10 protein-coding genes and 1 pseudogene are annotated in these 13,229 nt (G+C 65.3%); 9 read left to right on the top strand and 2 right to left on the bottom strand.

Annotation, left to right across the window (positions count from 1 at the left end; translation table 11 throughout):
• The first annotated feature begins 114 nt into the window (after window positions 1–114).
• Window positions 115–2,217, top strand: a complete 2,103-nt coding sequence (locus M0D43_RS17305) for a glycosyltransferase (protein ID WP_252162358.1) — start codon at window positions 115–117, stop codon at window positions 2,215–2,217.
• Between the two features lie 311 nt (window positions 2,218–2,528).
• On the opposite strand, the gene M0D43_RS17300 is transcribed toward M0D43_RS17305, so the two are convergent.
• Together M0D43_RS17300 and M0D43_RS17295 are read right to left on the bottom strand one after the other, a co-directional pair.
• Entirely contained in the window at window positions 2,529–3,971 is a 1,443-nt protein-coding gene (locus tag M0D43_RS17300; protein ID WP_260808286.1) for a hypothetical protein, read from the bottom strand.
• 247 nt (window positions 3,972–4,218) lie between these two features.
• Window positions 4,219–6,405: a RelA/SpoT family protein gene (locus M0D43_RS17295; RefSeq protein ID WP_260807406.1), complete on the bottom strand. Its 2,187-nt coding sequence runs from the start codon at window positions 6,403–6,405 to the stop codon at window positions 4,219–4,221.
• A 91-nt stretch (window positions 6,406–6,496) separates the two neighbouring features.
• On the opposite strand from M0D43_RS17295, the gene pqqA reads away from it, so the two are divergent.
• The 8 genes and pseudogenes from pqqA to M0D43_RS17255 form a co-directional block, all read left to right on the top strand.
• Window positions 6,497–6,775 (top strand): pyrroloquinoline quinone precursor peptide PqqA, encoded by a 279-nt coding sequence (gene pqqA / locus M0D43_RS22050; protein ID WP_313905032.1) that lies wholly within the window; start codon window positions 6,497–6,499, stop codon window positions 6,773–6,775.
• 82 nt (window positions 6,776–6,857) lie between these two features.
• Window positions 6,858–7,757, top strand: a complete 900-nt coding sequence (gene pqqB, locus M0D43_RS17285; RefSeq protein WP_252162356.1) for a pyrroloquinoline quinone biosynthesis protein PqqB — start codon at window positions 6,858–6,860, stop codon at window positions 7,755–7,757.
• Window positions 7,754–8,506 (top strand): pyrroloquinoline-quinone synthase PqqC, encoded by a 753-nt coding sequence (pqqC, locus tag M0D43_RS17280; RefSeq protein ID WP_252162355.1) that lies wholly within the window; start codon window positions 7,754–7,756, stop codon window positions 8,504–8,506. Before pqqB ends, pqqC begins: the two co-directional genes overlap by 4 nt.
• Window positions 8,503–8,781 carry a pyrroloquinoline quinone biosynthesis peptide chaperone PqqD gene (pqqD, locus tag M0D43_RS17275; protein WP_252162354.1) on the top strand — a complete coding sequence of 93 codons (279 nt, stop codon included), beginning with the start codon at window positions 8,503–8,505 and terminating at the stop codon, window positions 8,779–8,781. Before pqqC ends, pqqD begins: the two co-directional genes overlap by 4 nt.
• Entirely contained in the window at window positions 8,778–9,896 is a 1,119-nt protein-coding gene (gene pqqE, locus M0D43_RS17270) for a pyrroloquinoline quinone biosynthesis protein PqqE (RefSeq protein WP_252162353.1), read from the top strand. The genes pqqD and pqqE overlap by 4 nt, the downstream gene beginning before the upstream one ends.
• A gap of 63 nt (window positions 9,897–9,959) precedes the next feature.
• Window positions 9,960–10,472 carry a hypothetical protein gene (locus M0D43_RS17265; RefSeq protein ID WP_252162352.1) on the top strand — a complete coding sequence of 171 codons (513 nt, stop codon included), beginning with the start codon at window positions 9,960–9,962 and terminating at the stop codon, window positions 10,470–10,472.
• 431 nt (window positions 10,473–10,903) lie between these two features.
• The gene (locus M0D43_RS17260; RefSeq protein ID WP_252162351.1) at window positions 10,904–12,418 is read left to right on the top strand and encodes a PhoPQ-activated pathogenicity-related family protein; all 1,515 of its coding nucleotides are present in this window, start codon (window positions 10,904–10,906) and stop codon (window positions 12,416–12,418) included.
• Window positions 12,419–12,715: 297 nt separating this feature from the next.
• A pseudogene (locus tag M0D43_RS17255) lies at window positions 12,716–13,162 on the top strand (glucokinase); the annotation flags it as partial.
• Window positions 13,163–13,229: the final 67 nt, after the last annotated feature.

Below are 13,229 nucleotides of genomic sequence, written 5' to 3'. Positions count from 1 at the left end.
TTCTCGGTCAGCAGCTGGCACGGCTCGTACACTGCACTGGCAGACGCACCGATTGCCTCGATCCGCGCTCTGCTCGCCACGTTTCCTGCCATACCACGCTGGAGTTCCAACGCAATGTCGATGTCTTTGGCCGATGCGCGCTATCTGTTCAATCGCGTCCTTGGCCTGATCCACCGCAGCGTGGCGAGCATGCGCACGCGCGGTTGGCGCGCCACCTGGCAACGTATTCGCGTACACACGCAGGCGCCGCCGGTCGCCCTGGGCACGCCGCTGTGGCTGCCGCAGGCCGCCCCGTTCGCGGCGTTCGCGCTGCCGCACAGCGCGAGCCCGCGGGTAACGGTGGTGATTCCGGTCTACAACCACATTGCGCACACCTTGGCCTGTCTGCGTGCGCTGGCGGCGCATCCGCCGTTGGTGAGCGTGGAAATCATCGTCGTGGACGACGGCAGCAGCGACGCCACCGCTGAACAATTGCCGCACATTGCGGGTCTGCACTATCACGTGCGTGCGAGCAACGGCGGTTTCATTGCTGCCTGCAATGACGGCATCGCGCTAGCGCGTGGCGATTTCGTCGTGCTGCTCAACAACGACACCATTCCACAGCCCGACTGGCTGGATCGGTTGATCGACACCTTTGCCCGGCAACCGGCAGCCGGCCTGGTCGGCGCGCAGCTGGTGTATCCGGACGGGCGGCTGCAAGAGTCCGGCGGCGTGGTGTTCGGCGATGGCAGCGCCTGGAGTTACGGCCGCTTCGAATCGGCCGACGACCCGCGTTATGCATATGTGCGCGCGATGGACTACTGCTCGGGCGCGGCCATCGCGCTGCCACGCATGCTGTTGCAGACGCTGGGCGGGCTGGATCGGCGCTATATGCCGGCGTACTACGAAGACACCGACCTGGCGTTTGCAGTCCGCGCAGCGGGTTACCAGGTACTGGTGCAGCCGGCCAGCGTTGTCGTGCACGACGAGGGCACCAGCAACGGCACCGATACGCGTACCGGGGTGAAGGCCTATCAGGTGCGCAATCAAGGCGTCTTCGCCGAAAAATGGCAGCAGCCGCTGAAAACACAATTGCCGGTCGGCACCGTGCCCGGGCCTGCACTGCTGCACCGCAGCCAGCGCCAGGTATTGATCCTGGACGAGTGCGTGCCGCAGCCGGACCGCGATTCCGGCTCGCTGCGGCAGTTCAACCTGATCCGCCTGTTGCGCGAAGAAGGCGCGCATGTCGTCTTCGTGCCGACCCGCCGCGAACACGCCGGGCGCCACACGCAAACATTGCAGCAGCTCGGCGTCGAAGTCTGGTATGCACCGTTTCTCGATGGCATCGGCAGCTGGCTGCGTACGCATGGTGCGCGGTTTGCGGTGGTACTACTGGTACGCCACCACGTGGCACATGCCTGCCTGCCGTTGCTCAAGCAATACGCGCCACAGGCGCGCACCTTGTTCGATACCGTCGACCTGCATTACCTGCGCGAACGTCGCGGTGCCGAGTTGACCGGCGATGCCAATCTGCTGCGTAGCGCAGAACGCACCCGCCTGCGCGAGCTCGAGATTATGGCCGCCACTGATGTCACCTTGCTGGTGTCGGCCGCAGAACAGGCGCAACTACGCGCAGATGCGCCACACATTCGGACGGCCCTGCTCTCGAACCTGCATGAAGTCGCCGGCAGCGGCCATAGCTTCGCGCAACGCCGCGACCTGGTTTTCGTCGGCGGCTTTCGTCATCCGCCGAATGTGGATGCGGTGCAGTGGTTCATCAGCGCCATCTTTCCGCAGGTCCGTGCGCAGCTGCCCGATGTGGTGTTTCACTGCATCGGTGCCGACCTGCCCGATGCCTTGAAATTGTTGGCAGACCGATGCCCCGGCGTGCAGCTGCATGGTCACGTCCCGGATCTGGTTCCATTCATGGACAGCGCACGCATCGCGGTGGCACCGCTGCGGTTTGGCGCAGGCGTCAAAGGCAAGATCAATCTGAGCATGGCGCACGGCCAGCCGGTGGTCGGCACCACCTGCGCGGTGGAAGGCATGCACCTGCGCGACGGCGAGGATGTGTGCGTGGCCGACGATGCGGACGCGTTCGCCGTTGCGATCGTGCGGCTGTATCAGGACGCGGCGCTGTGGCAGCGTCTGGCCGACAACGGCTTGCGTAACGTGGCCGAGCATTTCTCGCTGGATGCAGCGCGCGGCGCGGTGCGTGCGTTGTTTATTGCCGAGTGAACAGGCGGTTGTGTGCTGGCGCATGGGCCGTTTGCGCCGCAATACACGGCGTGATGGGTCATTGATCCGCCTGCGACGCATCGCAAGGCGTCGCAGGTGTCCTCATCCGTTCCTTCCGGGCACCTTCTCCCGATAGAAACAGGATTGCGTGCAGCAGATTGCCCTGCGCTCCTGTTATGGGCTGCCCCAGCATCTTGCGTGCGCCTGGAGCGCGTTCTTAGCATCTGGGATGCAAACAACGGGTTTTAGAGCTCGGGGTTTGAACTGCACGTTCGGCAGACTCTAACGTTGCCGACACTGCCAGCACCCACTCAACGCTGCTCGGCGACAGCCTTGACCCGTCGCGTGAATTCGGCCAGTTCCGGCAGTTCGGGATCCAGCTGGTGCGCCTCGTCCTGCGCACGACGGGCAAATGCTGCGTCCTCCTGGCCCAGCCGTTCGCTTCCGACGGCAATCCAGCGTTGTGCAAGGCGGCGACGCGCGCCGGCCAGGGCGTCGGCACTGGGTGTCAGTGCCTGCCAAGCATCGAGACATCCACGCGCGGCACGCAGGCGGTTATTGCGCAGTTCGTCCTCGAAACAACGCTGACTGGCCGGCACCACGCGCGCAGCGGCCTGCAGCACGCGCGGATCGCGCGGTGCCAGCGCCTGCGCGGCGCGCACCGCGTCATAGGCGCTGGCACCAGGTGGGGTCATCCAGTGTTGCTGCGTTTCGGCATCGGCAACGCGCTGCAGCAATGCCCGCAGACGGCGCTCGCGCGTGCCGCGCGACAGGCCCGCGGTTCGGCCGCGCTGGGCATCGCGCGCGCGCGCAATCGCCTGCTCGGCCTGCACAATCGATGTAGCGCCCGGCACCAGCAGCTGCGCCTGACGCAACGATTGCAGCGCATCGTCAAAGCGGAAATCCGCCGCTTGCCGGATGGCCTGTGCGGCGTACTCGTCCGTCACCTGATCGAGCCCCAGCTTGGCGATTGCATCGTCCGGCTCGGCCGCCAGGACTGCATTGAAATCGCGCGCAGCCGGAGCCAGGCGGCCACGGCGCAGCAAGGCCTGCGCACGTTGGCGGCGCTGTTCCAGCACGCGGTGGTACTGGCCTTCAGTCAGCGGCATGTCGACATGCCCGGCGTCGTAACGCTTGGCGGCGGCCAGCAACGCCGACGCCTCACCGAGCGCATTGCGCACCAATGCGTGGCGCGCCTGCGCCAACAGATCGGTCAAGGCGTCTTCGCGACCTTCCAGGGCGTCGGTGCGATCCGGGGCCAGGGCCAGGATGCGCTGGTACAGCGGCAACGCGCTGTCGGGCGGACCGTCCAGGCGACCTTGCTGCTGGGCCACCGCCGCCTGCGCCAACAAGGCATCCAGCCCGACACGCCGCGCCTGCAGCGCGCGCAGCCGCGCAGCCACCGGGGCGATCTGCGCCTGCGGCGCTTCCAGGGCGGTTGCCAGTGCCAGCGCGCGTTGCGTTGCGGCGACATCGCCGGCCGCGACCGCAGCACGTGCCTGTACCACTGCAGCAGCGCCGGTCCGCGCCAGCCCGGCACGGGCTTCCCCACGGTCGCTATCCAATGCAAGCGCGGCGGCGAACAGTTCGCGCGCACCGCTGCCATTGGCAACGCTGAGCTGGCCGCGCGCCAACGCCGCATCGCCCCGCTGCAGCAATTGCTGGATGCGCGTGTCCGGCCACAGCAGATCGGCCAGCGGCTTGCGCAGCATTACCACGGTCAGCAACAGACAGGTGCACAGCGCCAGCACCACGCGCCAGAGCACACGACTGCGCAGCGGCGCCCAGAGACGGGGCGATCTGGCCCAGCGCGGGAGCAGAGACATGCGGTGGCGTCCATCCTTGGCGCGACCTGACGGGGACGCGTTCACCGCCTTATGGTAGCGGTGTGGGTTGCGAAGACGATGTGGGCTCTTCGGGAATCGTCAGGCACCCACAGCCCACGTCCCTTGTGTGCGGTTTGTTGCCAATCGATGGGCGCCAGCAAGATGTTCGGCGCACTCAGCCCAGCCGCCGCACCTCGCTCACGCCGGGCAGCGCGTCCAACTTGCCAAGCAGGCCGGACAGTTGATCGTAATCGCTCACCTTCAAGCGCAAGCGCAGCTGCGCCCTGCCCGTGTCGCGCACGTTGTCGCTATTGATTTCCAGCACGTGCGCGTCTTCCTGGGCAATCAGATTGGTGATGTCCTTGAGCAACCAGCGGCGGTCCACGGCGCGCACCTGCACATCCACCTCGTAGCCGCTGCCGGCCTTGCCCCATTCCACCGGCAACACGCGTTGCGGGTGGGCGACGGTCAAGCGCGCCAATGCCGCGCAATCGGTGCGATGCACGGTGATGCCGCGCCCGCGGGTGAGGTAGCCGGCAATCGGCTCGCCCGCCACCGGTTGGCAACACCGCGCCAGCTGCACCAGCAGGTTGCCCACGCCCTCCACGGTGAATTTGGATTTACCCAGCCCATCGCGACGCGCAGTCGGCCGCGGGGGCGCCGGCACCGCCGGCTGCGAGGCGGCACGTTCGGCTTCCAGCAACGCGCGGCTGACCTGGTTCGGGCCGGTATCGCCCAGTGCCACCTGGATATACAAATCGTCGATGGTGTCGGCGTGGAATTTGCGTGTGGCCACGCTCAGATCCGCATGCTGCAGGCCCAGGCGCTTGAGCTCGCGATCGAGCAGGTCCTTGCCCGCCTGCACGTTGCGTGCGCGGTCGAGCTTGTGGAACCAGGCACGCACCTTGTCGCGCGAACGCCCACTGGCCAGGAAGCCGTTGGACGCCAGCAGCCAGTCGCGACGCGGGTCGGCTTCCTTGGCGGTCATGATCTCCACCCGGTCGCCGCTGCGCAGCCGGTAGGTCAGCGGGACGATGCGGTCGTTGACGCGCGCGCCGCGGCAGCGATGCCCCACCATGGTGTGCACGTGATAGGCAAAATCCAGCGGCGTGGCGCCTTGCGGCAGATCGATCACCTCGCCCTTGGGGGTCAGCGCATACACGCGGTCTTCGATCAACTCGGCATCCAGCGCGCCAGCCAGTTCGCCGTGCTCGCCTTCCTGTACCTGCTCCAGCAGCTGGCGCATCCACAGAATCTTGCGGTCGAAGGCCTTTTCGCCGCCCTTGCCGCCTTCCTTGTATTTCCAGTGCGCAGCCACGCCCAGTTCGGCCTGGGCGTGCATCTCATGGGTACGGATCTGGATTTCGATCGTGCGCCCTTCCGGGCCGACCACCGCCGTATGCAGCGAGCGATAGTCGTTGGCCTTGGGCCGGGCGATGTAATCGTCGAACTCGCTCGGCACCGGTGCCCACAGCGAATGCACTGCGCCCAGCGCGGCGTAGCATGCCGCCACATCGTCGACCATGACCCGCACCGCGCGGATGTCGTACAGCTGATCGAACGACAGCCGCTTCTTCTGCATCTTTCGCCAGATGCTGTAGATGTGTTTGGGCCGCCCGCTCACGTCTGCGCGCAGGCCCTGCTGGGCGAGCGCCGCCGACAAGGTGCGCTTGACCGCTTCCAGATAGCGCTCACGCGCCACGCGGGTTTCGTCCACTTCGCGGGCGATGCGGCGGTAGGTGTCCGGCTCCAGATGTCGGAACGCCAGATCTTCCAGCTCCCACTTCACCTGCCAGATGCCCAACCGGTTGGCCAGCGGCGCATGAATGTCGCGCGTGAGCTGCGCCAGCGCGCGGCGCTGTTCTTCACTCAGACGGTCGGCCACACGCATGCGCGACAGCTGCCGTGCCAGCAGGATCGGCACCACGCGCAGGTCGTGGATGATGGAGAGCAGCAATCGCCGCAACCCTTCGCTGTTGCGTCCAGCCTCGCGCCCGGCGTGCAGCGCCCAGACCTGGTCGGCCGCATCCAGGCCATCCAACAATCCTTCCACTGCCACCCGCCGCTCCGCCGGTTGCCACGGCAGGTCGGCAACCGCGCCGCGCAAGGCGGGCAGATCGAACAGCAACGTTGCGATCAACGTGGCCTCGTCGGCTGCCAACAGCGCCAGTGCGTCCAGGGTGTCGCCGAGCAAGGCCCACGGCACGCTATCGGTCTGCGCGGGCGGCAGCTCCTGCCAGGCCCGCGCCAACGCCTCGCGAAATGCCGGCGCAATCGAGGCCACGGCGGGACGCTGCAGCAAGGCCTGCAGGCGATCGAATGAGGAACTGGTCACAACAGTGGACACGGCGGCGGGCAACAACGGATGGCTGACGACTACGGTAACGTGCGCGTCACCTTCTCCACAACGCGTGTTAGTTGTGCGATCGGTGTACAGGACGACGGTCGTGCTTATGCCAGGTTCACCCGCCAACGTCTTGATTCATAACCGCTCGGCCCGGAAAACGGAATCACGCCGCAAACGAAAATCGGCACCGGCGCACCTTTTTACATGCCCTTTACAACTGCGCCAAACCGCCTGCCTATGCTCGAGCCACGTCTCTCGTTGCATCCAGCAACCGAGAACGTTTTCCCAACTGCGAGGTAGCCGAATGAAGACCTGGAAGAAGCCTGTCGTTCGTGAAGTCAACTGTGGCGCCGAAATCAACTGCTACGTCTCCGGCGAGTTTTGATCCTGCACCTTCCACGCTCACTTTGCCGCCTTTCGTTTGATGCATGAACGGCAGTTGCCGGCAGATTAGGTAACGGTTCTCCATGCGCATCATTGTGTTGGGATCGGCGGCCGGCGGTGGGCACCCGCAGTGGAACTGCCATACACCCGCGAGTCTGCGGGCGTGGCAGCAAGCAGACGGTGCCCAACGTCGTACACAGGCCAGCATCGCGGTCAGCGCCGACGGCGAGCGCTGGGTGCTGATCAACGCCTCCCCCGATTTCCGCCAACAAATTCTCGCAACGCCTGCGTTGTGGCCGCAGCAGGGATTGCGGCATTCGCCGATCGAGGCGGTGGTACTCACCAGCGGTGAGATCGACCACATTGCCGGCTTGCTCTCGATGCGTGAAAGCCAGCCGTTTTCGCTGCATGCCAGCAGCCGCGTGCTTGACCTGCTCGCGCAAAACCCGATCTTCGACGCCATCAACCCGCAACACGTGAGCCGGCAGCCGTTCACGCTGGAGACGCCGCTGACACTGTGCGGGCTGCAGCTGACCCCATTCTCGGTGCCCGGCAAGGTGCCGTTGTTCATGGAATCGCGCAGCGGCGGCGATCTGGCTGGCTCCAATGAAGAAACACTCGGACTCACCATCGACAATGGCCGGCACCGCGTGCATTACATTCCCGGCTGCGCTGCGATGACCGATGCCTTGCGCGCGCGCCTGCAAGGCGCCGAGCTGGTGTTCTTCGATGGCACGCTGTGGCGCGACGACGAAATGGTGCAGCTAGGCATCAGCCAGAAGACCGGCCAACGCATGGGCCACATGAGTATCGACGGCCCTGACGGCACTATCGCCGCGTTCGCGCCGTTGCACGTGGCGCGCAAAATCTTCATCCATCTCAACACTACCAATCCCGTGCTCAACACCCAGTCGCCCGAGTTCGCCAGCGCGCGTGCCAGCGGTTGGGAAGTTGCCCACGACGGCCTGGAGATCGCCCTGTGACCGCTCTGCTCAGCCCCGATCAACTGGAAGCGGATCTGCGTGCGATCGGCGCACGCCTGTATCACGACCAGCATCCGTTCCATGCGCTGTTGCACCACGGCAAGCTCGATCGCGGGCAGGTGCAGGCCTGGGCCTTGAATCGCTTCGAATATCAACGCTGCATTCCGCTGAAGGACGCCGCGATCCTGGCGCGCATGGAAGACCCGGCGCTGCGGCGGATCTGGCGCCAGCGCATCCTCGATCACGATGGCAATAGCGCCACCGATGGCGGTATCGCCCGCTGGCTGCACCTCACCGACGCACTGGGTCTGGACCGCACGCTGGTGGAGTCCGGGCGCGCGCTGCTGCCCGGTACGCGCTTTGCGGTGCAGGCGTATCTGCAGTTTGTGCGCGAAAAGAGCCTGCTCGAAGCGATCGCTTCGTCGCTGACGGAGTTGTTTGCGCCCAACATCATTGGCCAACGTGTCGCCGGCATGCTCAAGCACTACGACTTCGTCTCGTCCGAGGCGTTGGCTTACTTCGAACATCGCCTCACCGAGGCACCCCGCGATTCGGATTTTGCGCTGGACTACGTCAAGCAGCATGCCGATACGGTCGAAAAGCAGGCGCTGGTCAAAGCCGCCCTGCACTTCAAGTGCTCGGTGCTGTGGGCCCAGCTGGATGCATTGCATGTGGCCTACGTCACGCCGGGCATCGTGTGGCCGGACGCATTCGTGCCGGACCGCGACGCCAGCCGGGTCGCTGCGTGAGCAGCATGACCCGCGATAGCCAGCCGGCCCTGCGTGCAGGCGTGCGCCTGCAGCACGACCGCGCACGCGACCAGTGGGTACTGCTCGCACCCGAGCGCGTTGTCGAACTGGACGACATCGCATTGGTGGTCGCGCAACGCTACGACGGCATGCGCTCACTGGCGCAGATTGCCCAGGAGCTGGCTGCAGAATTCGATGCGGACGCGGCGGATATCGAAGCCGACGTGATCGAACTCACCGACACTTTGCTTCAGAAACGCTTGCTGCGGCTATGAGCGCCGCGCCGCCACCGCTGTCGGTATTGCTGGAACTGACCCACCGCTGCCCGTTGGCGTGCCCGTATTGCTCCAACCCAATCGCGCTGGCCGCGCTACGTGAGGAAATGGACACCGCCGGCTGGCGCTCACTGTTGGAGCAGGCCGCCGAGATGGGTGTGCTGCAAGCGCATTTTTCCGGTGGCGAACCGATGCTGCGCAAAGACCTGCCCGACTTGGTGGCGCACGCGCGCGCATTGGGGCTGTACAGCAATCTGATCACCTCCGGTGTCGCTGGCGGCGAGCCGATGCTGGACCAACTGCAGGCGGCCGGGCTGGAACATGTGCAGTTGAGCGTGCAGGACGTGGATCCAGCCGGGGCCGATCGCATCGCTGGTTACCGCAATAGCTTGTCGAAGAAGCGCGACTTCGCCGCTGCCGTACGCGCGCGCCGCCTGCCGCTGACGATCAACGCAGTGCTGCACCGTCATAACGCCGAGCGCGTGCCGGGCATGATCGCGCTGGCGCTGGAATGGCAAGCCGAGCGCATCGAAGTGGCACACACCCAGTACTACGGCTGGGGCCTGCGCAATCGGGCCGCACTCATGCCCAGCCGCGCGCAATTGATGGCCACCATCGACGCGGTGGAAACCGCGCGTCGCGAGCTCGGCGACCGCCTGGCAATCGATTTCGTCACTCCCGACTACTACGCGCGCCAGCCCAAGCCCTGCATGGGTGGCTGGGGCCAGCGCTTCGTCAATATTTCCCCGCGTGGTGATGTGCTGCCGTGCCATGCCGCCGAAACCATCGAGGGCATGCGTTTCGACAACCTGCGCGAGCACTCGCTGGCCGATATCTGGAACAACGGCGAGGCGTTCGTGCGCTTCCGCGGCACCGCGTGGATGCCGCAGGTGTGCCAGGGCTGCCCCAAGCGCGAGATCGACTGGGGCGGCTGCCGCTGCCAGGCGCTGGCGCTCAGCGGCGATGCCGCCACGCTGGACCCGGTGTGCGAACGTTCGCCCGCACATGCACAGGTGCGCGCGACTGCCGAGCGTGAGTCGGCATCGACAGCACCGGCGTTCATCTACCGCCGCCCCGAACGCCCGGCCCCGGCCACCGCCGACACGCTGGAGTAAGCCGCATCGGCCCGCACCAACAGCGTCTACACTAGCCCTCTCTTCATGACCCGGATGGCTTCCATGTCGCGCCCACGCCGCATTCCCTTGCTGGTCTGCCTGACCCTGGCGTTGCATGCCGCCCCCGCCCTGGCGCAACGCGCGGTGCAAGGCGATCTGCAGTCGCAGATGAGTACCGAACAATTCAAGGCCGCCGGCCTGGACAAGCTCAATGCCAGCGAACTGGCTGCGCTCAATGACTGGCTGCAGGGCAAGGTCGCCAAGGAGGCCGCGGTGGTGGTCGAACAGGCCAAGGAAGCCGGTCGCCAGGAAGTGATCGTCAAGAACCGCGGTTTCTTCGACTTCGGCAGCAAGGAGCCGATCGAGAGCACGTTGGTTGGCGAATTCAGAGGCTTTTCGAAGGGGCGTGTCTACACCTTGGCGAACGGCCAAAAGTGGGAACAGACCGATGCGGCCAGCCTGTCCGGCGTGCGCAAGGACGCACCCAAGGTCAAGATCAAGCCGGGTCTGGTTGGCGTGTGGTATCTGCAGATCGAGGGCTACAACACGCCGGCCAAGGTGCGGCGGATCAAGTAAGCCCACTCGCTAACATCGCGCGGCTGCCGATGGCGGTCGCCGTGCCTGGATTCGGCACGCGCGACACGCATCCGACCACCACGCGTTGCGTCCGCGCCATGCAACTGCAGCCGCGCATTTTTCGCTTACTGCAACGCAGTGCACGCGCAGGGCGGCGTTGATCCCGGCAGCCGAGCCGCAAAGGTGGCCGCGTACGCGCCACGCTCGGCCCAGCTGAAGCAGCAGCGCCCCCTATCATCGCGCTCAGCATCAGCGAAACGCATCCCATGCGCGGCAGCGATAGCTGCCGTGCTCGGTGGCGATAGGTACCACGCGTACACTCGTGCGCACACTGCGCCCACCGCACTTAGCTGACGCGACTGCTGGCCACGCCTTTGCCGCGCGATTGCCCGCAGACACGCTGGCAGACGCACGACATCCGGAGAATATGCATGCGCTCGATGACCCGTTTCAGCGCCGCCTTGCTGACGTCCCTGATGCTTTTGGCAGGCGTCGCGCCCGCTGCTTCAGCCGTTTCTACTGCAACACCGGTGGAGCGCTGCGCGAGCGCATCCGAGGTTGGCTTCGACCAGGCGTTGGTCTGTTACCGCGATGCCATCGAACAACAACCGCTGATCTACACGCATGTTGCCACCAGCAGCATTGCCGATGTCGAGCGGCGCGATTACCTGCTGACCTCGCAAGACTGGTCACCCGAAGGACTGGTCACGCCGGCACGTTGGCAGCACGACGTGGCGATCTACGTGCCGAAAGAGGCACTACCCACACGCGCAGTGTTGATCTCGACCAACGGCACGCGTCATCCGCTGGCTGGCAGTGCAGCGCAGCCGTCCAGCGAATTGCCGCCTGAGGCATTGGCGGCCTTGGCGCGACGCACCCGCACCGTGGTGATCGCGCTCAGCGATCTCCCCAACCAGGCGCTGAGCTACCGGGGCGATGCCACTCCACGTCGCGAAGACGACAGCGTGGCCTACAGCTGGTCGTTGTTCCTGAAAGCGCCGCAGCAGCGCAAGACCATGCCACTACACGTGCCGATGGCAGCCGCGATTGCACGCACCATGAGCCTGGCCGAACGCGAATTGGTCCCGTTGCGCATCCATCGCTTCGTTCTTGCCGGCGCTTCCAAACGCGGTTGGGCAAGCTGGCACGCCACCATCGCCGACCAGCGCGTGGACGCGGTGGTGCCGTTCGTGATCGACATCCTCAACATGCCGGCAGTCCTGGAGCATATGTCCCGTACATATGGCGGCAACTGGCCGATTGCCTTCAACGCCTACGCCAAGCAGGGCATCACCTCGCAACTGCAGACCCCGGCTTTCGCGCAACTGGTGCAGCTGCAGGACCCGCTGAGCTATTTGCACACGCCGTACCGCAAGCGGCTGGCAGTGCCCAAGTACATCGTCAATGCCGGCGGCGACGATTTCTTCCTGCCGGACAATACCCAGTTCTTCTACAACGCGCTGCCGGGCAGCAAGGCGCTACGCGTACTGCCCAATCGTGCGCACAACATCCGCGCCTCCATCGTGGACACCTTGGCGCCGTTTATCACGCGCATGCAGCAGCAGCGCCCGTTACCGCAGGTGAGCGATAGCTTGCGTACGGGTAAGGCGCCGCAGATCCGCTTCCGCTCTTCCGAGCGGCCAACGCAAATGCAGCTGTGGAGCGCAACGAATCCGCAGGCGCGCGACTTCCGCTATGCCTGCGGCATTCGCTACAGTGCCACCCCCATTGCGCTCGCCGGCGGCAGCAACGTCTCGGTGCCAGTGCAGGTTCCTGAGGCCGGCTGGAGCGCGTACTTCGTCGAAGCCACCTATGCGGATGGATTCGTGGCCACCAGCCAGACCTATGTGCTCGGCAAGCAGCACTACCCCACGCAGGCGCCGCCCACTGACAACGCGGCCTGCAGCACGTTGCCTGGTGTGACCAGCGTTACTGCTGTGCGCTGAAGCAATCGTTGAAAAAGTGGCGGGTCGCAATAGCCGATTGAAGCATGTGGCGGTCCTCTGGGCGCGCCGCGCTACCGAGCCCGCGTGGCATCAGACCACGCTGCCACGGCGAACGTATTGTCCGCTTTGCGCAACGAAGTCCGCACAGACAAAGCCAGACCGCACATTTTTTGCACTTGAGTACGCCAGCAAGATCGATCCAACCCGACTGAGCAATTGACATCGTTGTCACCAACTTCTACACAGGCCCCTACGCGCTGACGGCATCGACCGATCAGACGGACCAAAGGACTGAATGTGGCTGCGATTTCGCGTTCCGCTGACGCCTCTGCTTCGCCCGCTGTCCCCGTCGCCACCCACTTCATCGCTGCCGATGTCGGCGGCACGCATGTGCGTCTTGGTCACATGGTGCAGGCCAGCGACGCAGCCATCGAGCTGTCGCGTTACCGCACCTACCGCTGCGCCGAACACGCCAGTCTGGAAGCCATCTTCGCGGACTTTCTGCAACAACGGCGGGGTGTCGATGCGGTGGTGATCGCCAGTGCCGGCGTGGCGCTGGACGATGGCAGCTTCATCAGCAACAACCTGCCGTGGACGATCTCGCCCAGCCGCATCGGCGCCGCACTGGCGGTGCGCAAGGTGCACCTGGTCAACGATTTCGAAGCAGTCGCCTACGCGGCACCACAAATGGAACAACGCGCCGTGTTGGAACTGAGCGGACCGACGCCGCGCCACGCATCTGCAACACCACATTGACGTGTCGTAAGCGATCCACCACGCGCTCCACTACCCCGAGCGCGAGGCTGCAAGA

Origin of the sequence: Xanthomonas prunicola (assembly GCF_025266575.1) — a bacterium.
Taxonomy (GTDB): Bacteria; Pseudomonadota; Gammaproteobacteria; order Xanthomonadales; family Xanthomonadaceae; genus Xanthomonas; species Xanthomonas prunicola.
This window is presented reverse-complemented; position numbering and strand designations above follow the sequence as displayed.